Origin of the sequence: Baekduia sp. (assembly GCF_035996765.1) — a bacterium.
GTDB lineage: Bacteria > Actinomycetota > Thermoleophilia > Solirubrobacterales > Solirubrobacteraceae > Baekduia.
This window is the reverse complement of the sequence record NZ_DASYJG010000073.1, coordinates 1-22,056: the sequence shown is the minus strand read 5'-3', so window position 1 is coordinate 22,056 and position 22,056 is coordinate 1. Positions and strand designations below refer to the sequence as shown.

At 69.3% G+C, this 22,056-nt stretch carries 17 protein-coding genes; 7 read left to right on the top strand and 10 right to left on the bottom strand.

The window, feature by feature from the left end; all coding sequences use genetic code 11:
• Window positions 1-209: 209 nt before the first annotated feature.
• On the bottom strand, window positions 210-584 hold the full coding sequence (locus VGO10_RS16120; RefSeq protein ID WP_327470182.1) for a VOC family protein: 375 nt from the start codon (window positions 582-584) through the stop codon (window positions 210-212).
• A gap of 20 nt (window positions 585-604) precedes the next feature.
• Between VGO10_RS16120 and VGO10_RS16115 the strand changes: the two genes are divergently transcribed.
• From VGO10_RS16115 to VGO10_RS16105, 3 genes are read left to right on the top strand one after another with little or no spacing between them, the layout of a single operon-like run.
• A complete protein-coding gene (locus tag VGO10_RS16115) occupies window positions 605-1,348 on the top strand; it encodes an MBL fold metallo-hydrolase (RefSeq protein WP_327470180.1) in 744 nt (247 codons plus the stop codon).
• Window positions 1,348-2,724 (top strand): AarF/ABC1/UbiB kinase family protein, encoded by a 1,377-nt coding sequence (locus VGO10_RS16110; RefSeq protein ID WP_327470178.1) that lies wholly within the window; start codon window positions 1,348-1,350, stop codon window positions 2,722-2,724. The genes VGO10_RS16115 and VGO10_RS16110 overlap by 1 nt, the downstream gene beginning before the upstream one ends.
• On the top strand, window positions 2,663-3,388 hold the full coding sequence (locus VGO10_RS16105; protein WP_327470176.1) for a TVP38/TMEM64 family protein: 726 nt from the start codon (window positions 2,663-2,665) through the stop codon (window positions 3,386-3,388). The genes VGO10_RS16110 and VGO10_RS16105 overlap by 62 nt, the downstream gene beginning before the upstream one ends.
• 452 nt (window positions 3,389-3,840) lie before the next feature.
• Here the strand turns inward: VGO10_RS16105 and pyk are convergent, their stop codons facing one another.
• From pyk to VGO10_RS16090, 3 genes are all read right to left on the bottom strand, one after another.
• On the bottom strand, window positions 3,841-5,253 hold the full coding sequence (gene pyk / locus VGO10_RS16100) for a pyruvate kinase (RefSeq protein WP_327470174.1): 1,413 nt from the start codon (window positions 5,251-5,253) through the stop codon (window positions 3,841-3,843).
• Between the two features lie 55 nt (window positions 5,254-5,308).
• On the bottom strand, window positions 5,309-5,821 hold the full coding sequence (locus VGO10_RS16095) for a hypothetical protein (RefSeq protein WP_327470172.1): 513 nt from the start codon (window positions 5,819-5,821) through the stop codon (window positions 5,309-5,311).
• Window positions 5,822-5,954: 133 nt separating this feature from the next.
• Window positions 5,955-7,901 carry a TetR/AcrR family transcriptional regulator gene (locus VGO10_RS16090; RefSeq protein WP_327470170.1) on the bottom strand — a complete coding sequence of 649 codons (1,947 nt, stop codon included), beginning with the start codon at window positions 7,899-7,901 and terminating at the stop codon, window positions 5,955-5,957.
• Window positions 7,902-8,007: 106 nt separating this feature from the next.
• Here VGO10_RS16090 and VGO10_RS16085 point away from each other — a divergent pair, with 106 nt between their 5' ends.
• From VGO10_RS16085 to VGO10_RS16070, 4 genes are all read left to right on the top strand, one after another.
• Window positions 8,008-9,102 carry a TetR family transcriptional regulator gene (locus VGO10_RS16085; protein ID WP_327470168.1) on the top strand — a complete coding sequence of 365 codons (1,095 nt, stop codon included), beginning with the start codon at window positions 8,008-8,010 and terminating at the stop codon, window positions 9,100-9,102.
• Between the two features lie 225 nt (window positions 9,103-9,327).
• Window positions 9,328-10,281: a hypothetical protein gene (locus VGO10_RS16080; RefSeq protein ID WP_327470166.1), complete on the top strand. Its 954-nt coding sequence runs from the start codon at window positions 9,328-9,330 to the stop codon at window positions 10,279-10,281.
• On the top strand, window positions 10,278-14,630 hold the full coding sequence (locus tag VGO10_RS16075; RefSeq protein ID WP_327470164.1) for a hypothetical protein: 4,353 nt from the start codon (window positions 10,278-10,280) through the stop codon (window positions 14,628-14,630). The genes VGO10_RS16080 and VGO10_RS16075 overlap by 4 nt, the downstream gene beginning before the upstream one ends.
• Complete coding sequence (locus VGO10_RS16070; RefSeq protein ID WP_327470162.1) at window positions 14,627-18,604, top strand: hypothetical protein; 3,978 nt, start codon at window positions 14,627-14,629, stop codon at window positions 18,602-18,604. The genes VGO10_RS16075 and VGO10_RS16070 overlap by 4 nt, the downstream gene beginning before the upstream one ends.
• A 58-nt stretch (window positions 18,605-18,662) precedes the next feature.
• Here the strand turns inward: VGO10_RS16070 and VGO10_RS16065 are convergent, their stop codons facing one another.
• The 6 genes from VGO10_RS16065 to VGO10_RS16040 all read right to left on the bottom strand — a co-directional run.
• Window positions 18,663-19,103, bottom strand: a complete 441-nt coding sequence (locus VGO10_RS16065; protein WP_327470160.1) for a hypothetical protein — start codon at window positions 19,101-19,103, stop codon at window positions 18,663-18,665.
• A 101-nt stretch (window positions 19,104-19,204) separates the two neighbouring features.
• Window positions 19,205-20,221 (bottom strand): hypothetical protein, encoded by a 1,017-nt coding sequence (locus tag VGO10_RS16060; RefSeq protein ID WP_327470158.1) that lies wholly within the window; start codon window positions 20,219-20,221, stop codon window positions 19,205-19,207.
• A gap of 71 nt (window positions 20,222-20,292) precedes the next feature.
• The gene (locus tag VGO10_RS16055; protein ID WP_327470156.1) at window positions 20,293-20,913 is read right to left on the bottom strand and encodes a dihydrofolate reductase family protein; all 621 of its coding nucleotides are present in this window, start codon (window positions 20,911-20,913) and stop codon (window positions 20,293-20,295) included.
• Window positions 20,913-21,404, bottom strand: a complete 492-nt coding sequence (locus tag VGO10_RS16050) for an SRPBCC family protein (RefSeq protein ID WP_327470154.1) — start codon at window positions 21,402-21,404, stop codon at window positions 20,913-20,915. Before VGO10_RS16050 ends, VGO10_RS16055 begins: the two co-directional genes overlap by 1 nt.
• The gene (locus VGO10_RS16045) at window positions 21,404-21,748 is read right to left on the bottom strand and encodes a metalloregulator ArsR/SmtB family transcription factor (protein WP_327470152.1); all 345 of its coding nucleotides are present in this window, start codon (window positions 21,746-21,748) and stop codon (window positions 21,404-21,406) included. Before VGO10_RS16045 ends, VGO10_RS16050 begins: the two co-directional genes overlap by 1 nt.
• A 31-nt stretch (window positions 21,749-21,779) precedes the next feature.
• Window positions 21,780-22,056: hypothetical protein (locus VGO10_RS16040; RefSeq protein WP_327470150.1), on the bottom strand; the 277-nt coding region annotated here is incomplete at its 5' end.

The following is a 22,056-nucleotide window of genomic DNA, read 5'->3' as shown; positions in this document are numbered from 1 at the left end:
CGCAGTCGTAGTCGCTGACGTTCGGCTTCAGGCACGCCCCGCGGTAGTTGGGGTCGCACGTGCGCTTGGTCACGGCGCTGCTGGCAACGGTGGGCAGTACCGCGAGACTCGCGACTGCGAGGCTGGCAACGGTGAGCGATGCGATGATGAGATTGCGCATGGGGGTCGTATCGACCCAATGCGCAGGACCCTTGACCGGCTCCGCCCGGCTAGCCGCTTTCGATGATCTCGATTCGGTAGCCGTCCGGATCGCGCACGAAGCAGATCCGATTGCCGCCCTCGCGCACGGTGTAGGGCGGCTTCTCGGGCTCGATGCCCTGCTCGGCCAGGTTGGCCAGCGTCGCGTCGAGGTCGGCGGCGGTGATCGCGATGTGGTTGTAGCCGGTACCGAGCTCGTAGGAGTCGACGCCGTGGTTGTAGGTCAGCTCGAGGCGTGCGCCGTCGTCCGGGAGGCCCATGAAGACGTTGATCGCCTCGTCGCGGATGGGCATTCGGCGCAGCTCCTCGAAGCCGAGCGCCTCGTAGAAGGCGACGGAGCGGTCGATGTCGCCGATCCGGTAGCAGGTGTGGATGAGCTCGGGCATCAGACTGTCAATGTACCCGCATGATCCTCGAGCGTTCGATGCATCCGCAGTTCCTCTCCAACACCTTCCTCGTGGCGTCCGAAGACGGTGGCGAGGCGTTCTTCGTGGACGCCGGCGGGCCGATGGAGCCGCTCTTCGAGCAGGCCGCCGCGCACGACCTCACGCCGACGCACGTCCTGCTCACCCATCATCACTACGACCACGTCTCCGAGGTGCCGCAGATCCTCGAGCGCTGGCCCGACGCGCAGGTCCTGATCCACCCGCTGGAGAAGGACCTCGTCGAGACCGCGACCGGCACGATGGACGCGGGCACGACGCTCCGCGCCGGCGGCCTCGACGTGCAGACCATCCACATCCCCGGGCACACCGCCGGGATGCTCGGCCTCCTCGTCGAGGGCAACATCTTCACGGGCGACACGCTCTTCAAGAACTCGGTCGGCGGCGTGCGCGCCCCCGGTTCGACCTCGTACTCCGACCTCAAGTCCTCCATCATGGACACCTTGATGGTGCTGCCGCCCGAGACCGTCATCCAGCCCGGGCACACCGACCCGAGCACGGTCGCCGAGGAGTTCGAGAACAACAAGTTCATCCGCCTCTGGCGCGGCCTCGACGAAGAGGGCGACGAGCAGGTCACCGCGCTCGGCGAGCCGGCGACGCTGGTCCTGCTCGGCGACGACTACGACGGGGGCTTCAAGGCCTGGGTGCGCTGGCTCGACGGTCGCGATGACATCGTCCCCGGCAGCAAGGTGGAGCGCTCGGCCTGATGGCCCGCGACGATCGCATCCCGACCTCGCGGTGGGCGCGCGCCGCGAAGGTCGGGCGCCTCGCGGCGACCCAAGGCGCCAAGCAGGCCGGCACGCGTGCCATGAACCTGACGCGCGACGAGCAGGCCGCCCAGGACGCGATGGCGCGCCGCCAGGTCGAGACGGCCAAGCAGATCGTCGCCGCGCTGGGCACCATGAAGGGCGCGGCGATGAAGCTCGGGCAGGTGATGTCCTTCCTGGACGTCGGCCTCGTCCCCGAGGAGTTCCGCGAGGAGTTCCAGGCCGAGCTGGCCAAGCTACGCGACGCCGCCCCGAAGGTCTCCTTCAAGGACATGAAGAAGGTCTTGGAGGAGGAGTACGACGGCAAGCTCGACGAGGTCTTCGAGTCGTTTGACCCCGTGCCGATCGCCGCCGCTTCGATCGGCCAGGTCTACCGCGCCCGCTACGAGGGCAAGGACGTCGCGGTCAAGGTCCAGTACCCGGGCGTCGCGCGCGCCGTGCGGTCAGACCTGCAGAACCTCGGGATCATCCTGCGGTTGATGAAGTCCGTCGCGCCCGGGCTGGACCCGCAGGAGCTGGGTGCCGAGATCCGCGGGCGCATCGAGGAGGAGCTCGACTACGAGCTCGAAGCTCAGAACCAGCGCACGCTCGCGCGCATCTACAAGGACCATCCCTTCGTGGTGATCCCCGACGTGTACACGTCGCTCAGCCACGAGCGGGTGATCGTCAGCGAGTTCGTCACCGGCCGCAAGTTCGACGAGTTCAAGTCGTGCTCCGACGCCGAGCGCGACCGCCTTGGCGAGATCATCTTCCGCTTCTACTTCGGCTCGATGTACCGCCACCGCCAGTTCTCCGGGGACCCGCACCCGGGCAACTGCTTGTTGTTGGACGACGGCCGGATGGCGTTCCTGGACTTCGGGCTGTTCAAGCGCATCTCCGACGAGGTGGCCGAGTACGAGCTGCAGACCCAGCGGCTCGGGATCGAGGGGCGTGGCGAGGAGCTGATCGAGCACCTGCACAAGGGTGGGTGGCTCGGGCAGCCGGAGTTCTATGACCCCACGTCGATCCTCGAGCAGTTCCACGATCTCACCGGCTGGTACACGCTGGACGCTGAGATGACGCTGACGCCCGACATCGCCACCGACGTGATGATCCAGATGAGCGACCCGCGCTCGCGCTGGTGGGGCAAGATGCGCCACGAGACGCTGCCGCCCGACCACCTCTTCGGCCGCCGGCTGGAGATGCTGACGCTGGCGGTCATCAGCCAGCTGCAGGCGACCGCCAACTGGAATCGCATCGCACGCGAGTGGGTCTATGGCGACGAGCCCGTCACCGAGCTCGGGCGCCAGGAGGCTGAGTTCCTCGCCTCCCGCTGATCTCGACGTCGTCGTCCCGCGCCGCGGCCCGGCGCTCGTCCGGCTCGGGCTGCTTGCGGCGCTGATCCTCGCCGCCTTCATCGTCATCGCTTCCAGCGGCAAGCTGTCGGCCCAGCGCGTGCAGGATTGGGTCGACGGCTACGGCGTCGCGGGGCCGCTCGTCTTCATCGCGGTGAGCGCGGCGTTGACGCCGGCGCTGTTCCCGGGCCCGCTGTTGGCCGGTGCGTCTGGGCTGCTCTTCGGGACCTGGCTGGGCACGCCGATCGCGATCATCTCGGCGACGCTCGGCGCGGTGCTGGCCTTCAGCATCGCGCGCTGGCTGGCGCACGATGCGGTCGGCGCGCTCGAAGGCCCGCGCCTTGCGGCGTTGCGTGCGTGGATCGGGCGCCGCGGCTTCCTGTCGATCCTCTACGCGCGGATCATGCCGGGCGTGCCGTACTCGCTGGTCAACTACGCCGCGGGCCTGTCGCCGGTCGCGCTGCGCTCCTTCGCTGGCGCGACGGCGCTCGGCTGCGCGCCGCGCGCCTTCGCCTACACCGCGCTGGGCGGCTCGCTCGACGACCTCGGCTCGCCGGAGGCGATCGCGGCGATCGTTGTGCTCGTTGTTATGGGTGTTGCGGGGTTGGTGCTGGCGCGCCGGGGTGTGGGGGCGGCGCGGGCGTAGCGGGCGGGTGCGGGCGCGGTGGCCCTCAGCTCGGGCGTCGGTCGGAGTGCGGTGCGTGATCTGTCGGCATCGAGGGAGTGAGCGGGGTTGGCCCTGCGCGGCGCTCGGGGTCGTCCGCGCGGCGCCCGGGCGGGCGATTCGCTGCCGAACATCGATTGATCGCATGTAGACGTTGAGATGCAACGTCCAGGTGCGATCGATGCCGGATTCGGGCTCGAATCTTGGGTGTCGACTCCGTCGATCGCGCGGAACCCGCCATATACGCGGGTTTCGTGTGATCTAAGGTGCTCACCGGTCGCCCGGCGCTCTCCCGCTCCCCGCCCAGGCTCTCCACGGACGACCCGGGCGCCGCGAACGTCCTATCCACTCTCACTCCCTCGGTGCCGACAGACCACGCTGCGCACGCAACGCCACGCCCGAACGGAACGCCAACGACGCCGCGGCCCGCGGCCCTACAGCTCCTGGACCTGAAACAGCGACGTCGTCCCCGGCCGCCCACTCGGCAGCCCGGCGGTCACGCCAACCCGCATCCCCGGCCGGCACCATCCCAGCTCGACGACCCGCGCGCAGGCGTCGGAGATCAGCTCCTCGGTCACCTCGTGGCGCTTCATCGACGCCGCGCGCACGCCCCACATCAGCCCGCAGCGGCGGACCGTCTCGCGGCCGGGCGAGAGCGCGTAGATCGGGGTGTCGGGGCGATGCGCAGAGATCAGGCGCGCCGAGCGGCCCGAGAGCGTCGGGACGACGAGCGCGTCGAGCTCCAGCTCACGTGCTGCCTGGCAGGCTGCGTGGGCGACGGTGTAGGACGGGTCGCGGTGGTCGCGCGTGACCCGCGACTCCAGCCAGGTCTGGTAGGGCGCGTGGCGCTCGGTGTGGATCGCGATCGCCGACATCATCGCGATCGCCCCGACCGGGTAGAGGCCGACGGCGGACTCCTGGCTCAACATGATGGCGTCGGTGCCGTCGAGGATCGCGTTGGCGACGTCGGCGACTTCGGCGCGCGTCGGGCGCGAGGAGCTGACCATCGAGTCGAGCATCTGCGTGGCGGTGATGACCGGTCGCGCGTGCGCGCCCGCGAGCGCGATCAGCTTCTTCTGGACGATCGGGACCTCCTCGATCGGCAGCTCGATGCCGAGGTCGCCGCGCGCGACCATGATGCAGTCGGCGACGCGCACGATCTCCTCGGCCAGCTCGACCGCCTGGGGCTTCTCGATCTTGGCGATCAGCGGGACGCGCGTGTGCTCGCGGACGGTCAGCACGTCCTCGGGTCGGCGCACGAAGCTCAAGGCCACCATGTCGACCCCGATCTGCCGGCCGGCCTCCAGGTGGGCGAAGTCCTCTTCGGGGACCGAGGGCAGCTCGTCGGCCGGCCCCGGGATGTTGAGGCCCTGCCTGCTGGCCACCGTGCCGCCGACCTCGACCTCGGCCTCGACCTCCAGCTCCTCGACACGCACCGCGGTCGCCCGCAGGCGCACCGAGCCGTCAGCGAGATACAGCACTTCTCCGGGGTCGATGGCGCGGGCCAGGCCCTCCCAGCTGATCGTCATCCGGCGCGCGTCGCCCGGGCCGTCGTCGCGGCCGCACTCGAAGACGACCTTGTCGCCGACCTTCAGCTCGACGGTCCCCTCGACCAGCGGCCCGATGCGCAGCTTCGGCCCGGGCAGATCCTGGAGCAGCGCGACCGGGCGACCGGCGCGGCCGGCGGCGTCGCGGACCATCTGGGCCGTCTCGGCATGCTGCTCATGCGAGCCGTGGCTGAAGTTCAGGCGGGCCACGTCCATACCCGCCTCGATCATCCGTACGAGCGTCTCGGGGTTGCCCGAGGCGGGCCCAATGGTGGCGACGATCTTCGTACGGCGTCTCATCGGGAGAGCACGGTACTGCGCGGCGCAGCGGACCTCCCGGCCGGCGACGAGGTGCTCAGCCCGAATGCGCTGCCGAGGTGCTGACGCGCCGTGCGTCGTCGACCCCGAAGAAGGTCGACAGGCAGAAGTAGCTCATGCCCGGAAGGGCGTCGGGGAGCTCGTGGAGGCGGCGCTCCAGCGCGTAGCGGCGCACGGTCTCCCAGAGGCCGCCGGCGATGCAGAGCGCGATCGCGTCGCGGTTGGCCGCCGGCTCCGGCAGCCCGGCGAGGCCGACGTCCAAGAACGTGGAGAAGAGCTCGAGCGCCTCGTCGCGACGCGCGTGCAGCAATGGCCCGAGCGCGGGCAGCTCGACGGTCGCGAGATGCGCCGAGTCCGGCGCGTCGGCGATCTCGCGCAGCATCGCCGCCAGCGCGCGGTGCAGCGCGAGCGGCGCGTCGCCCTCGGCGCTCATGAAGGCGTCGGCCATCTGGTGAAAGAGCCGCTGCGTCCATGCGGCCACGGTGTCGAGCAGACAGTCGATCTCGTCGGGAGGAAGGAAGCTTGACGTCGAGAGACGACCGTCGGCCATGTGTTCACCTTAAGCATGGCGGTGACCAAAAAGCCAGCGGATTTCGGGAGACTTTTGTGTCTCCCAAAAATGGTGACGAGTCCGTCGGTATTGAGGAACGTCGACGGCTCCCGAAGGGGTCGTGCGTTCCGGGTCAGCGCGAGGTCGAGGCGGCGGCCGACTGCTCGGCGACGCGGCGCGCCTCGTCAGCGCCGAAGAACGGCGTCAGCGCTTGGAGGCTCAACGCCGGCAGCTCTTGTGGCAGCTCCGGGATCCGCCCCTGCTGAGCAAAGCGGCGCAGCGTCGCCAGCAGGCCGTCGAGCAGGAGCTCGAGCGCGACGAGCGGCTGGGGTGCGAGCTGCTGGGTCGGCGGGACCTGTCCGGCGATGAGCTGGAAGAACAGCGCGATGTGGCGCAGGCGCAGGGTGCCGGCCGCGGTGGCGAGCTGCTGGTCGTCAGAGACGGCAAGCGCCGCGACCGCCGGGGTGCGGGCGATGTGGCCGAGCGCCGCCTCGAGCGCCTTGTGCGCGGCCAGCGGCGGATCGCCGGCCGAGGCCAGGAACGCCCCGGCGGCGACGATGACCAGCTGGCTGGCCCACTCGTCCAGCGCCTTGGTCGCGCAGTCGAGCTCGTCGGTGAAGAGCGCGTTGGCGACGTCGAGCTCGATGCCCGCGGCCTGGGCGACGTCTGACAGGTTGGTCGCGGCGAGCCCGTCGCGGGCGACCGCCTCGGCGAAGGCGTCGATGAGCCGGCGGCGGTCGTCGCCGCGCCCGTCGTCCTTGGGATCGCGCAGCGCCTCCTCGGCGGCCCGCGCCGCTGCTGCGACCCCCAGCGACGGGGTGAGGACGACCTCGATCAGCGGCCCTCGGAGCTCGGGCAGCTGGGCGGCGCGGCCCTCGAGGATCCAGCCTGCGGCCAGCTCGGCGATCCCGCCCGTCATCGCCGGCGCGACGGCCTTTGGCAGCTCGGCGCCCGCGAGCGCCCGTGCCATCAGGCGCGCGCCGGCGTCGAGCGCCTCGTCGATGGCGGGCTGCGCGCGGCGGCCCGCCGTGGCCGCGTCGACGAGCAGCAGTCGGGCGCGCCGCGGCTCGGAGGCCAGGTAGTCGAGGCAGGCGGCGATGGCCGCGGCGATCTGGTCGGGCTGCTCGGCGGCGCGCGCGGCGCGCCAGCCGGCGAGGTAGAGCTGCGAGAACGCTTGCTCGAAGGCGGCGGTCCACGCGTCTTCCTTGGTCGGGAAGCTCGTGTAGAACGCCTTGGAGGTGAGGCCGGCGGCGGCGATCAGCTCCTTGACCGGCGTGGCCTCGAAGCCCTGCTCGGCCGAGACGAGGAGGACCGCCTCCAGGATGCGATCGCGCTGGTGGTCGCGGATGAAGCCCGCGGGCAGGCCGTGGCGGCCGCTGGGCAGCGTCTCGGTCAGGATCGGGGAAGCGGGCAGCGGGGCCATCGACGGGTCGCGGGGCGGGAGCGGCCGGGGCTTGGTCGTCTCGTAGGTCGCACCCCAGGAGGCGAGGTCCAACGCGGCCTTGCGCAGCGGGCGCAGCTGCCTGGAGCGCAAGTGGCGGTCGACGAGTTGGAGGACGCCGCCGGCCAGGACGGCAAGCGCCGCTTCTGACATCAGCGGCCTGCCCTCGCGGGTGACCGCGTCGCGCAGCAGCTCGTGGAGGCCGGCGATCAGCGCGCGGCGCCGCTGCACGCCCGCCGGGCCAAGCGCCACGACGTCGACGACCGCCAGCCGGGCGGCGGGCGGGGAGGAGAGGACGGCGTCGACGACGTCGTCGAGCACCGCGGCCAGCCCGGCGCCCAGGTCGCCGCCGGTCGGCGGTCGGGCGCGCAGCGGACCGCAGGCGGCCGTGACGATCGCGTCGCACGTCTCGAGCACGAGCTGCTGCTTGCCGCCGCTGAGCTCGTAGAGGTCGCGGGTGGAGACCTCGGCGCGCGCGGCGATGTCGTGCACCGTCGTCGCGCCGTAGCCCTGCTCGTCGATGAGCCCGATGACGGCGCCGCGCAGGCGCTCCCGTCGCACGGCGGCCACCGCATCGGCGTCCAGGGCGCTGCGTCCGCGCGGCAGGTGACGCGAGGGACCTGGGTGGGCGGACGCCATACGCCTCCGAGGATACCTATCGCGACAACCGGAATGGGGCTTCTCGAAAGATCTATGAAACGAATTGGGATTCGTAAATCGAGCCAAGAGGGTCTACGATCGGCCCATGTCGACAAACACGTGCGGTGCCTCGAAGGAGGCGGTGGAGCTCGACGCCCTCCCGGTTCAGGCGCAGGCGTTCCATCGCCGCGCACGGATCGTCGACGCCGCCGTGCGCGAGATCGCCGAGCACGGCTACGAGGGGGCCGCGGTGCGGGCGATCGCCGAGCGGGCGGGGGTCTCGCTGCGGGCGTTCTACAGCACGTTCGACGGCAAGGAAGATGCCCTGATCTGGGCCTACGACGTCGCGGCGGCCTATGCGATCCCGCAGATCCTGCGAGCGATCCAGGCGGAGCGCGATTGGGAGCGGGGCGCGGCCGCGGCGCTGGGGGCGTACCTCGCGATCCTCGATTGCGACCGCGACTGGGCGGTGGCCTGCCTGCGCGACGTTCCGGCCGCCGGCGAGCGCGTTCGCGCCGCGCGCGATGCCGTGCGCGCGCCGGTCCTGAAGGCCCTGGAGACGCGGGGGGCCGAGCCGGCGCCGGTGGGGGTGAGCACGATGCTGACCGCGATCGACGCCATCACCGTCGACGGCCTGCGCCACGCGCCGGATCAGCCGCTATTGGCGCGAAGGCGGGAGCTGACGGCCTTTGCGCTGGCCCCCTTCGTCGATGCGCCCGATGCCATCGCGCCGCGCGGCGCGCCGTCGATCCGCCCGTCGAGCCCGGCGGAGGAGATCGACTCGCTCTTGGACGACGGTGCGCCTGGCGTCGCCGCCCTGGAGCTCGTGGTGCAGGAGGCCGCGTCCATGCGCGACGGCCCGACGCTCTGGCGGGTGGTCGTCGCCGTGCAGCGCCGGCGCCACAGCACCGGGGAGGCGCGCGGCGACCACGTCGAGCGGCTCGCGCTCGATGCCTTGGGGCGCGCGTGGTTCTTCGGCCTGGCGCTCGACCAGTCCGACGAGAGCACCGACGCGCGGTACCTGCGGTTCGTGGCGGCTCATCCGGGGTCCAGCGGCGCCGAGGTCCAGCGCGGGCTGGGTGTGCGCCACCTCTCCCAGGTCAACCGCAAGCTGCGGCGGCTCGAGACCGACGGGTATGTGCGGCGCGAGCTCGGTCCCGGGCCCGCCAACCGCTGGTGGCCGGCCAGCGACCACGCCTGAAACGGGCCCGAGAACAGCGTCGTACCCGGCGCAGTGAAAATATTCGTCATGTAGAAACTTGACTTCACACATCCCCGGGTTTACGGTGCCGATCGCACTGGAGGTTGCCGCTCTGGCAGCGGCACCCGGTGTGGGAGGCGGTGTGTGCCGAGAGGCGCCGCCGCGGGTCAAGAGAGAACCGCTGGAGGAGACGACGTGTCCGCTGTGCCTGCTCGCAGGTCATCGATGGCCCCTGCCGTGACCGCGGCCGACCGCGCCCCGGCGCCGGTCGCCGCGCGGGAGCGTCGCAGCGGCCAGAGCTACGGCCTGCCGACCCAGCGCGACCGGCTCGTCGTGGCGATGGGCGAGCTCATCACCGAACTGGGCGGCACGGCCATCGGCGTCCACCACGTCTGCCAGCGCGCGGGGGTCTCGCGCCGCACCTTCTATGACCTCTACGTCGACCGCGACGCGTGTCTGCTCGACACGCTCGGCGTCGCCCAGGACCGGCTGCTCGGCTGCGTGACCGAGGCGGTCGCCGCGGTGGGGCCGGAGTGGGAGGACCGCGCGGTCGCGGCGACGCGGGCGCTGGTCGGGGCGCTGTGCGCCGACAGGATCTTGGGGTACTTGTGCGTCGTGGCGCCGCTGGCGGCGGGGCGCGACGCGCTCGTCCTGCAGCGCGCGACGATCGACGAGGTCGGCCGGTCGCTCGGGGAGCCACCGCGGGCCGCGGTGCCGACCGATCTGGTCATGGCCGCCGCGCTGGGCGGCGTCTGGGAGCTGATGCGCCGCCACCTCGTCGAAGACGGCGAAAACGGAGACCTCGCCGCCTCGGCCATCTACGCGCTGCTCGCGCCGTTCATCGGCCGTCGCCGCGCGGTGACGCGCGCCAGCGTCCTGAGCGGCGATCCCACCAACTTCGTCGCGCGCTGGACGCCATCGGATGCCGGCGTCGATCACTCCGGGCTGCTGGTCACCGAGCTCACGCGCCAGACGCTCGAGTACCTCGACGAGCACCCCGACGCCACCAACATCGCGGTCGCGCGTGCGGTCGACGTACGCCATGAGAGCCAGATGAGCCGGCACCTCGCCCGGTTGCAGCGTGCCGGTGTGGTTCGGCGCCGCAAGCAGGGCCGCACCAACGCCTGGCAGCTCACCGAGCAGGGCGCCGACGTCGCGCGTCAGTTGCAGCGCCGATGACCTTGCCCAGCACCCATCCCACCGTTGCCGTCAACGACCTCGCTGCCCCCTTGAGCACCGCGATCACCACGAGAAGGACCAACAACAACATGAACTCCCGTTTGGTTGATGCCGGCGCAGGCGCGCCGGAGACCTCTGCGTCTTTCCCGGCACGGCTGTTTCGCCACTTCGCCCTGGCGTGCGCTCTGGTCGCGCTGTTGCTCGTGGCGGTGCTCTGGGCCGCCGGGCCGGCGCACGCCTTGAACACCCATGCGTTCTCGTCGAGCTTTGGCTCTTCGGGTGCGGGTGATGGGCAGGTGTCGCTGGCGGCCAACAGCGGTGTGGCCATCAGCAATGCGACGCATGATGTCTACGTCGCTGACACGAACAATGCGCGTGTCGTCGAGTTCAGCTCGGCGGGCACGTTCGTGCGCGCGTTTGGCGCTGATGTCGGCGGCGTTGACGTCGACGTTTGCACCTCCGGTTGTGTGGCCGGAACACCCGGCATCGGTGCGGGCGCGTTTTTGGCCCCGACCTTCGTCGCGGTTGACAACACGGCCGGTGCGTCGGCCGGCGATGTCTATGTCGCCGACACGGGCGACAACGTCGTCTCGAAGTTCTCGGCCGCGGGCGTGCTGATCAGCACGTGGGGCACGGGGGGACAGCTGAACGGTTCGACCGCGGCGAGCGGTCCGTTTGGTGGGTTGGCGGGTATCGCGGTCGACGCCGCCGGGACGCTGGATGTCTTTGACACGAACACGCGGATGTTCGAGTTCGCCGACAACGGGACGTTTACAACGACGTTCACGACGGCGCGCGGAACCGCGGCCAACGGCCTCGGCGTCGATGCCTCGGGCAATTTCTTCAAGGTCAACGGGTCGCCGACGGTTGAGAAGTTCACCGCAGACGGAACCGACATCGGCCAGGTCACCGGTAGTACGGCGACGGGCCTTGCGGTTGATGCTGTCAGCGGAGATCTTTACAGCGATACCGGCACCGGGATCGAGCACTACACCTTTCCGCGCTGCGCCCCGGGGTCGTTTGCGGGCTGCGATCCCGTCGACGTCTTTGGGTCGGCCAATCTGACCGCTGGCGCCGGTGTTGCCTTGGATCCCACGAGCGGGACCATTTATGCAGCCGACGCCGGCAGCCAGCAGATCGCGGTCTTCAGCCGAGCCGTCCTGCCCGATGCGACGACCAACCCGGCCGCGCCGGTCGGCCAGACCACCGCGACGCTCAACGGCCATCTGGATCCCGTCACCGGCGGAGCCGTCACCGTCTGCCACTTTGACTACGTCGACGACGCCGCCTTCCAAGCCAGCGGCTTCAGCGGCGCCACCACCGTTGCTTGCGCGGAGGGCAACGCGTTCTCTGCGGCGGCCGACGTCCATGCCGACATCTCCGGGCTCAGCGTCAACACCACGTATCACGTCCGTCTCGACCTCGCCAACGCTCAAGGCTCTCACGGCGGCGCCGACCAACCCTTCACCACCCAGACCGCCGTGCTGGTGACCATCGCGGCCGCTGACCCGGTCGCGATCACCACCGCCACACTCAACGGTCACGTCGACCCGGGCGCCGCCGGCGCCACCATCACCGCGTGTCACTTCGACTACACCGACGACGCCGACTTCCAGGCCAACGGCTTCTCAGCCGCCCAATCGACGCCGTGCACGCCGGCGACCCCGATCACCGGCGCGACCGATGTCTCGGCCGACATCACCGGCTTGGCGCCGGACATCACCTATCACGTGCGCCTAGTCGCGACCGACAGCCTCGGCACCACCTCCACCGACGATCAGCCCTTCCACAGCAAGGGCGCTGCCGTTCGCGATGAGTGGGCCACCGACGTCGGGACCGACACCGCGACCCTGCACGCGCGCGTCAATCCCAACCTCGTCCAGACCAGCTACCACTTCGACTATGGCACCAGCACCACCTACGGCCAGACGGCCCCCGTCCTCGATGCCACGCTGGGCACCGGCGCTGAGGATCTGACCGCAACCCAACTGCTCACCGGTCTCACGCCCGACACGACCTATCACTTCCGCGTCGTGACGACCAACACCGCCGGCACCGTCAACGGCTCCGACCACACCTTCACCACCCGCAGTACGGCCTCGACCGTTGCTCACAGCTGCCCCAACGCCGCGCAGCGCAGCGCCTCTTCGGCCCACCTGCCGGATTGCCGCGCCTACGAGCAGGTCTCACCCACCGAGAAGGGTGGAGGCGACGCGGGTGTCGTCCTTCAGAACTCAGAGCACGCCTTCTCCCGCGCAGCCGGGTCGGGCAATGGGCTCGTGTGGGCGACCCTCGGCACCAACTTCGCGGGCGGTGCCGGCAGCCAGACGGCGGACTATCTGATCTCTCGCCGTACCGCTGACGGCTGGGACACCGACAACATCACCCCGGCGCTCGCCTTCCCGACCTCGTTGCTCGACTACCCGTACTTCCAGTTGGTCTTCAACGACGACCTCACCCGCGGCGTCACCGGCACCGGTAACTATCCGGCACTGACCGCTGACACGGTCGCAGGGCAGATCAATCTCTACGTCTCTGATCTTTCCGATCCCGCCCACCCGTCCTACCAGGTGGTCACCCCCGCCTATCCCCACGTCCACCTTCCGGGAGCGGAGATCTTTCCCATCATCGGCGGTGCCTCCGCGGACCTCACACACGTCGTCTTCGCGGTTCAAGACAACCCGACCCCCGACGCCGTGACGGGTGGCTCTCCCCGCCCCTACAACATCTACGAATGGGTCGCGGGCCACCTCCGGCTCGTCAACATCGCGCCGGACGGAACGCCGATCGGCGTTGGCGGCGGCGGTGGCACCCCCTACATTGGATCGAATCCTCGTCTCATCTCCACCGATGGCTCGCGCATCTTCTGGGAGGGTGAGAACGGCAACCTCTACGTGCGCGAGAACGGCGCGACCACGGTGCAGGTGGATGCATCCCAGGGCTCGGGTCCGGGGGGTGGCGGCTCGTTCCTGACCGCCAGTTCGGATGGCTCACGGGTCATCTTCACCGCCCCTTCCTCCTCGGGGCTGACCTCCGACACCGTTCCCGGCTCGGGGCAGAACCTCTATCGCTATGACCTCGACACCGGCACCCTGACCGATCTCACCCCGACCGCCGACGCCCACTTCGTCGGACTGTCCGGCTCCAGCGACGACGGCTCCTACGTGTACTTCGTGGCCAATGGCGTTCTGGCCTCTGGGGCTCAGCCGGGCGATTGCGGCGCCCCCGGCGCCCTCGCCGGGAGTTGCAACCTCTACCTCTCCCATGCCGGCACGACGACCTTCATCGGCACGCTCGACCATGGCGATGCTGAGGATTGGGAGGCCTATGACAATGCCGGAGGAGGGCCCGCCACCGGGCCGGTTGTCACCACGCCCGACGGCAGGCATTTCGCCTTCCAGTCAGTGCGCAGCCTGACCGGCTATGACAACACTCCGGCGAACCCTCCGGCGCAAGGACCTGCCTGCGGTCGCGACTCCGACGGCCTTCGCTATTTCGGTCAGTGCCCCGAGGTCTTCCTTTACGACGCGGGCTCCAACCACCTCGTCTGCGCCTCTTGCAACCCGACCGGTGCTCGCCCCCAGGGTCCGTCGACGCTCCAGATTGGCCATCAAGGAGACCGTTCGGGGACCTGGGGCCACCGTGCTCGCGACATCTCAGACGACGGCCGCGTGTTCTTCGACAGCGGCGACGCGCTGGTCTCGCGCGATACCAATGGCACCCAGGACGTCTATGAGTACCGCGACGGCCAGGCCAAGCTCCTCTCGTCGGGCACCGGCAGCGCGGACTCCGTTTTCCTCGACGCGTCCCCCAGTGGTTCTGACGTTTTCTTCAACACCCGTGATCGCCTCGTCGGGCAGGACGTCGACACGCTCTATGACGTCTATGACGCGCGCGTCGGTGGGGGGCTGGCCTCTCAGAGCCCGGCGCCGGTGACACCGTGCAGTGCTGACGCGTGTAAGGGCGCCCTTGCGGTCTCGGCGCCGCCTCCGAACGCGGCCACCATCACGTTCACGGGTCCCGGGAACACGATCCCTGCGGCATCGGTTGTGACACCGAAGGTCAAGGTGACCCGCACGACGGTGGCCGGATCGCGGTTCGTGCTGACGGTCAAGGTCCCGGCCAAGGGCTTGATCTCGATCTCCGGTGCGGGCATCAAGACCGCGCGCAAGAGCGCGTCCAAGTCTGGCTCTTACCGGGTGACCGTCACCTTGACCGCGGCGGGCAAGAGCACGCTCAAGCACAAGCACCGGCTGAAGCTCAAGGCACGTGTCGGCTACACACCGGCCCATGGCAGCGCATCGTCGGCGATCGCTGCGGTGACGCTCAAGAGCGGAGGCCACAAGTGAGCGTTTCCTCCGCCATCACCGACGCGAGCACCAACCGAAAGGCCTGCATGAACCGTCTGAGCCCCCCGATCGCCACCCGCGCAGCTCTCTTCGCGCTGGCGCTCTTGACCGCGCTCGTGCTCGCCGGGCCGGCCGCAGCTGACGACAGCCGCCAGCAGATCGCCTCGTTTGGCAGCTTTGCGGATGGTGGCCCGCAGGCACTGACGGTCGATTCCCACAACGGTGACGTCTACGCCCTGGATCCCGGTGCGGGCGCGCTCGTGCGCTTCACCGCCTCGGGCGCACCCGATAACTTCACCGCCGGGCCCGAGGCGGGCACCAACGCCATCACCGGTCTGCCGCTGGCCTCGACCGACCTCGGCCTGGCCCAGGTGGCGATTGATCGCTCCGGCGGCCCGGCCGATGGTGACATCTACATCACCGACGGATCGGGCTCGGCCGTCCGCGTCTACGCCAACGACGGCACCCTACGCACCACCCTCACCGGCTCCGGCACCCCCGCCGGCGCCTACGGGTTTGCCTGCGGCGTCGCCGTCGACCAAGCCAGCGGCGACGTCTACGTCGGCGACTTCGTCGGGCAGGCCGTGTGGCGCTACTCGCCTTCTGCGGCCACCCCCTCGGAGTCCGATTACTCCGGCGGGATCGCCACCGCCACGACCCCCTGCGGGGTGGCGGCAGCCCACGGCAAGGTCTACGCGGGTGACACCTATGATCACACCGACATCGAGCGCTTCAACGCCGCCGACTTCGCCACCGGCCCTCTGCCGACCCCGACCCCGACTGTGGTCGACGCGACCGCCCCGCGGGCCCTTGCCGTCGATCCCGCGACCGGCGATCTCTACGTCGAGGGCGAGACAACTCCTACAAATGGCGCTGGCGGAGGGATCTCACGGATTGCCGTCTACAGTTCCTCTGGCACGGTGCTCTACTACTTCGGCCGTCAGGACAAAGATGGTTCTCCCGCCGGTGTCGCCGTCGGCGGTCTCGGGGGCAACGCCTATCTCTCTGACCCGGTCAACAAGCGGATCGACGTCTTTGCCCCTCCGACGCCGTTGCCGGGCTTTGGCATCCGGAGCTTTGACGGCGCGGTCACCAACCAGGACGGCTCGACGGTCACCCAGGCGGGCTCGCATCCCTATCAGGCGACGACCACCTTCTCGATGAACGTGGGCTTCGACCCCGCCGGCCGGCCGTTTTCGAGCGCCATGGTCAAGGACATCCACGTCGATCTCCCACCGGGCCTTATCGGCGACCCCAGCGCCGTCCCGCGCTGCACCCAATCTGACTTCCTCGACGCGAGCCCCTCCAGCGGCCTGAGCGGCTGTCCCCACAACACCGCGGTGGGCTACACCGGCCTGCGCCTCAACTACGGCGGTGGCGGTGGTGACTACATCGAGTGGGACCCGATCTACAACCTCGTGCCGCCCCCCGGCGTTCCCGCCGAGTTCGGCTTCACCTCCTCCGTCGCTCCTGTGCGTCTGGATGCGTCAGTGCGTACCGGCGGTGACTACGGTCTCACCGTCGACGTCGACAACGTCAACGAGACCGCCGATCTGCTTGGCTCGACCGTCGTCTTCTGGGGCGTTCCGGCCGATCCAAGCCACGATCCTCTCAGGGGTTATTGCGTCAGTGGCCAGAATGCCACTCCCGGTACCGGCCAGAGCTGTCCCTCCGACGCGCCGCTGAAGCCTCTGCTCACGCTGCCGACCTCCTGTGTGGGGCCGCAGACGACCACGCTCCGGGCCGATTCGTGGGAGAACCCGGGCGTCTTTACGAGCGCGAGTTTCCTCAGCCATGACACTGCCGGCAATCCGATCGGCACGACGGGTTGTGATCGGTTGGACTTCACGCCGTCGATCACCGCGCAGCCCGACACGACGGTTACCGATACGCCGACGGGGTTGCATGTCAACGTGCATCTGCCGTTGGCGGGCTTGCAGGATGTCAATGGGTTGGCTGAGGCCAACCTCAAGCAGGCGGTGGTGACGTTGCCCGCAGGGTTCAGTGTCAACCCGGCGGCCGCCGATGGCTTGCAGGGTTGCTCGTCGGCGCAGATCGACATCCACGGTGCGGGTGCGGCCAGGTGTCCCGACGCGTCAAAGGTCGGCTCGGTGGAAATCGACACGCCGTTGCTCGACCACCCGGTCAAGGGCTCGGTGTACCTCGCGGCCCAGAACGACAACCCGACCAACTCGGTCCTGGGCATCTACATCGCGATCGATGACGCGCAGTCGGGAGTGGTGGTCAAGCTCGCCGGGAAGATCCACGCCGACCCGGCGACGGGACAGCTGACGACCACGTTTGACGACAACCCGCAGCTGCCGTTCACCGATTTCAAGCTGGACTTCTTCGGTGGTCCGCACGCGTCGCTGGCCACCCCTGACACGTGCGGGACCTACACCACCACGTCGGTGCTGTCGCCGTGGAGCGGGACGCCGGCCAAAACCCCGAGCGACAGCTCGGTGATCAACACCAACTGCGCCGGTGGGTTCGCCCCGTCGTTTGCGGCCGGTGCCACCAACCCGTCGGCCGGGCATGCCACCGGCTTCACGTTGCAGTTGGCGCGCCCGGATGGCCAGGAGCACATCCGCACGGTGAGCACGACGTTGCCGGCCGGAATCCTGGCCAACGTCGGCTCGGTGGCGCTGTGCTCGGATGCCGACGCCAGCGCGGGGACCTGTTCGGATGCTTCGCAGGTCGGCAGCACCGACGCCGCGGCAGGCCCGGGCTCAGATCCCTTCCATCTGCCGGGCAAGGTGTTCTTGACCGGTCCGTACAAGGGCGGGCCGTACGGGCTGGCGATCGTGACGCGCGCGGTCGCGGGCCCGTTTGATCTCGGCACGGTCGTGGTCCGCGCGGCGATCAGCGTCGATCCGACCGACGCGCACGTGACCGTCGTCTCTGACGATGTGCCCAAGATCGTCGACGTCAAGGGCCAGGACGGCACCACCGACGGGTTCCCGGTCCGGATCCGCTCGATCGCGGTCAACATGGACCGGCCCGGGTTCATGCTTAACCCGACCTCCTGTGACCCGATGAGCATCACCGGCGCCATCGGCTCGTGGGAAGGCAGCACAGCTGCGGTCTCCAGCCGCTTCCAGGTCGGTGGGTGCTCGAGTCTGGATCTGTCGCCCAAGCTGGCGATCAGCCTCACCGGGAAGGGACAGACCACCGACGACAAGCACCCCGGGGTGCACGCGGTGCTGACCCAGCCGATGGGGCAGGCCAACCTCAAGAAGGTCACCGTCAGCCTGCCGCTCTCGCTGGCCCTGGATCCCGACAACGCCAACGGGCTGTGCGAGTTCGCCGACGGCTCCAAGACCGAGCCGACATGTCCGAAGGGCTCGATCGTGGGCCATGTGACGGCGCGGTCGCCGATCCTCGATCAGCCGCTGACCGGGCCGGTGTACTTCGTCAAGAACATCCGGATCGACAAGAAGTCGGGCCGTCAGATCCGCACGCTGCCCAAGCTCGTGATCCCGCTGACCGGCCAGAACGGCATCCGCTTGAACGTCACGGGGACCAGCGACGTCGTCGACAACCACCTCGTGAGCACGTTCGACAACCTCCCCGACGCCCCCGTCAGCGACTTCACCCTCGACATCGACGGCGGCAAACACGGCATCCTCGTCGTCTCCGGGACCGACATCTGCAAAGCCACCCAAACCGCCACACACCAAATCAACGGCCAGAACGGCAAGACCGTCAACGCGTCGCTGGCCCTGAGCACGCCGGCCTGCCCGACCAAGATCATCAGCAAGAAGATCACGGCCAAGAGCGTCGTGGTGAAGGTCGGCGGGCTTGGTGCCGGCAAGGTCACGGTCACCGGCAAGGGCATCAAGAAGACCAGCAAGACGATCGCCAGCTCGACGGTCGCGACGATCACGGCCAAGCGGACCAAGGGCAAGCCGGGCAAGGTCACGGTCTCGTTCGACCCGACCGGGCCGGCGAAGGCGCGCAAGACCACCAAGTAGCGCTGGGCGCGTGTCCCGGGTCGCGGCGATGTGTCGCGACCCGGGATCGTGTGCCGGCTTAGGAGCGGCGAGCGGCTTCGTACTTGCCGAACAGGCGATCCAGCGCCTGAGCCGCCAGGCGATCGACCGTGATCTCGACCAATACGTCGGGATCGATCGGCTCATCGACCGGCAGCCCGTCAAGCCGATCGTTGTTACAGCGCGCCAGGTCGTAACGGCGGTGGCGCAACTGCTCGACGAGATCGTCGGTCAACGGCACCTCAAACTCCTCGGCATCGGGGTCGACCTCGTCGGGGTCCCAGCCGACGGCGGTGATCAACGCGGTCGCCGCGCAGAAGCGCATCGCCAGCACGTACTGCGCCTCAGGCCCGTACAGCAGGAAGTCCTCGAACAACTCGTGGCCGAGGTCCATCACCTTCTTGGCCTCCAGCCGCAGAACGTCGGCGGTCTCGCGATCAACGGTGAACGCGCGGGCGTGGGTACGCTGCGGGGTACTCATGGGAGGTATTGCTCCTTTGGGTCACGCCCCCGGTCGTTCGCAGCGACGCGGGGGCACGTGTTTGTCGGTAGGCGAAGCCTAGACGGTGGGGCGGATGGAACTTATCGGGGGAGCTGGACCGTCTTGGGGCCGTAGCGCAGGATGGTCCCGTCGAAGCCGATGGACGTGAGGCTGTCGGCGGTATCGAGCGCGCGGGTGCCCGTCGTGTCGTGGACGAAGATCTGGTTGGTGCCGGGCTCGGCGGATCTGGTGGTCCAGGCGACCGTGCCGTTGGGATTGATGGCCAGGAAGTAGTCAACGCCGGGGGCCTGAACGGTCTCGCCCGCGTTCGAGGCCAGGTTGGCGGTGACGATGGTGGCGTCGTCCTCGGGAACGGTGGCGATCCACGATCCCGAGGTCGCCACGGGGTGCTGTTGATAGTCGGTGACGTACGTGCGTCTGACACCTGTCGCACGCAGGCAGGCGGTGACGGAGCTCGGTGCGGTGTGCTTGGTGAGCGCGAGCGTCAGGGTCCCGCTGTGGCCACCGCAGTGGTCGGTGGGGGTGACGTCCGCGGACTGGGTCGTCTTGCCGTGGCGCCAGGTCAGCCGGTCGCCGACGAAGCGCACGTCGCGCAGGTGCAGGGCGCCATCCACCTCGAGTCTCGCGCCGTTCGCGCGGTGGACGCGGAGCACGTAGGACGGGCTGCCGCTAGTGACGTAGGCGATGGTCCCTCCGGGCCCGATCGCGACATCCCTCACCCAGGAGTCCTCGATCTCCCACCGCCCGCGGGCTCGCATCGCGTTGGCGCGGTACAGCGCGCTCGTGCCGTCCATGTACTTGCTCGCCTGGGTGATCACGTAGGCGACGACCGTCCCGCGGACGTGGACCTGCTCGAAGTAGATCCAGTAGCCATAGGCCGTGTCGATCACCCGCCGCTGGCCGGTCGCCGTCGAGCAACCGATCAGCACCCGTGTGCGGCGCAGCAGGATGACTGCTGCATGCGAGCGGGCCCGGACCTCTTCGTGCGCGCGCGGGGCGCAGCGGTCGTGGGGCGGGCCCGTTGCCAAAGCGCCCGCGGGCACCATGGCGGCGAGGACGAGCAGGGTGGACGTCAGGAAGAGCGCGAGTCGCTTCATCGCGGTCATCGACGTATCGCCCGGGTCAAAGTTGTGCTGATCTCGGCGAGGGAGCGCTGAGGCCGAGGCAGTTACCGCTCCCGGACGGCGTAGGTCAGGTGGGTCACTCGCTGCGTCGGCTCTGCGCGGACCGGCTCCAGGGCCATGCGGCTCGCGTCCACGCCCTCGAACAGGCGGATCCCGGAGCCCAGCAGCATGGGTGAGAGCGCGATCGTGAACTCGTCGATCAGGCCGGCGTTCACGTACTCGAGGATCGTCGCGCCGCCGCCCGCGATGCGGACGTCTCGATCGCCGGCGGCCTCGCGGGCCTGGTCGAGCGCGGTCTCGATGCCGTCGTTGACGAAGTGGAAGGTGGTCCCGCCCAGCCGCTGCCAGGGGTCACGCTGCTCGTGCGTCACGACGAAGACCGGTGTGTGGAACGGCGCATCCTCCGGCCATGCCGGCTCGCCGGCTTCGAACATGCGCTTGCCCATCACGCTCGCGCCGGTGCGCTCGAACGTCTCCCGCACGATGTCGTTCTCGCGCCCCTCCTCGCCGCCCTCGCCGAGCCCGAGGTTCTCCCGGAAGAACCGCTGCGGGAAGAGCCACTGCTGCAGCTCCATCCACTGCGGCCCCATCAAGTCCTCGATCGACTCTGGCGCGACGAACCCGTCCAACGACATCGTCACGCTGAAGAACACCTTCCCGGCCATCAGCCCTCAACTCCCTTGCGAACGATCTCGGCGACGTAGGCCGCCAGGTTGCCCAGGGTCTGCTGGCCGCCCTCGATCGCGTGGTACTTCTCGACCGCCTCGTCGCGCAGTTCCTTGGTGGGGAACACGGTGTGCATCTCGATCCGGGTCGCCGGGCCGTAGGGCGCGAACGTCAAGACCGACTCGAAGGCGTTCGGGTCGTCGCGGAACTCACCGTGGCGCAGCGCGATTCGCTGCGGCGGGGTGATCTCGGTCCAGGAGATCCACTCCTGGTAGTCGGTCCCGTCCGGTCCGTGCAGCACGAAGTCCCACTCCCCGCCGACGCGGAACTCGAACGCCCGCGTGGTGGTGGTGAACCCCTCCGGTCCCCACCACCGCGACAGGTGCCGCACCTCGGTGAACGCCTCGAACACGAGCTCTCGTGGGGCGTCGATGACCCGGGAGATGACGATCTCGCGGTCAGCCGCCGCGGAGTGCGCCGTCGTACCCATCAGCTGTCCTCCTGCCTTGCCTGCTTGAGGTCCTGCACGTACGCGTCCAGCCGGTCGAAGCTCTCGTTCCAGTACCGCTCGAACCCGCCGGCCCACTCGTGGACCGGCCGCAACCCGCGAGCGTCCAGGCCGTACAGGCGCTGCTTGCCCGCCTTCCGGTCCCGCACCAGCCCGACCTCCCGCAGCACCCGCAGATGTTTGGACGCCCCTGGCTGAGTCATCCCCAACTCCCGAGCCAACTCAGTCACCGGCCGCTCCCCCGCCCGCAGCAACACCAAAATCTCCCGCCGCTGCGGCTCAGCGATCGCATTAAAAACATCCGACGTCGTAGCAGCCCGTGCCATACCTTCCATCATATGCCCATATCGGCATGCGTCAAGCTCGTCGCCGCCGGTTCACCCAGGTGAGAACGTCATCGAGAGCCCCGACCACGTCCAGCTTCTTCAGCGGAAAGGCCGCGATGAGGTCGCCGACCTCAGTAGCTCCGTCGCAAGCGCTAACGAATTGGTCAGTACGCGGCTGGTACAGCTCACCATCGCCTCTGACGAACTGCCCCCACAGAGCCAGCTGCCCAACCTCGCGCCGGGAGTCCGCCTCAATTGCTTGTGCCAGGAAGCTAGGTGGGAACAGAGCCCGGTAGCCGGGAAGGTGG

Coding starts and splice junctions, on each gene's coding strand:
- VGO10_RS16120 (WP_327470182.1), bottom strand. CDS start 584: ATGCCCGAGCTCATCCACACCTGCTACCGGATCGGCGACATCGACCGC.
- VGO10_RS16115 (WP_327470180.1), top strand. CDS start 605: ATGATCCTCGAGCGTTCGATGCATCCGCAGTTCCTCTCCAACACCTTC.
- VGO10_RS16110 (WP_327470178.1), top strand. CDS start 1,348: ATGGCCCGCGACGATCGCATCCCGACCTCGCGGTGGGCGCGCGCCGCG.
- VGO10_RS16105 (WP_327470176.1), top strand. CDS start 2,663: ATGGCGACGAGCCCGTCACCGAGCTCGGGCGCCAGGAGGCTGAGTTCC.
- pyk (WP_327470174.1), bottom strand. CDS start 5,253: ATGAGACGCCGTACGAAGATCGTCGCCACCATTGGGCCCGCCTCGGGC.
- VGO10_RS16095 (WP_327470172.1), bottom strand. CDS start 5,821: ATGGCCGACGGTCGTCTCTCGACGTCAAGCTTCCTTCCTCCCGACGAG.
- VGO10_RS16090 (WP_327470170.1), bottom strand. CDS start 7,901: ATGGCGTCCGCCCACCCAGGTCCCTCGCGTCACCTGCCGCGCGGACGC.
- VGO10_RS16085 (WP_327470168.1), top strand. CDS start 8,008: ATGTCGACAAACACGTGCGGTGCCTCGAAGGAGGCGGTGGAGCTCGAC.
- VGO10_RS16080 (WP_327470166.1), top strand. CDS start 9,328: ATGGCCCCTGCCGTGACCGCGGCCGACCGCGCCCCGGCGCCGGTCGCC.
- VGO10_RS16075 (WP_327470164.1), top strand. CDS start 10,278: ATGACCTTGCCCAGCACCCATCCCACCGTTGCCGTCAACGACCTCGCT.
- VGO10_RS16065 (WP_327470160.1), bottom strand. CDS start 19,103: ATGAGTACCCCGCAGCGTACCCACGCCCGCGCGTTCACCGTTGATCGC.
- VGO10_RS16060 (WP_327470158.1), bottom strand. CDS start 20,221: ATGAAGCGACTCGCGCTCTTCCTGACGTCCACCCTGCTCGTCCTCGCC.
- VGO10_RS16055 (WP_327470156.1), bottom strand. CDS start 20,913: ATGGCCGGGAAGGTGTTCTTCAGCGTGACGATGTCGTTGGACGGGTTC.
- VGO10_RS16050 (WP_327470154.1), bottom strand. CDS start 21,404: ATGGGTACGACGGCGCACTCCGCGGCGGCTGACCGCGAGATCGTCATC.
- VGO10_RS16045 (WP_327470152.1), bottom strand. CDS start 21,748: ATGGCACGGGCTGCTACGACGTCGGATGTTTTTAATGCGATCGCTGAG.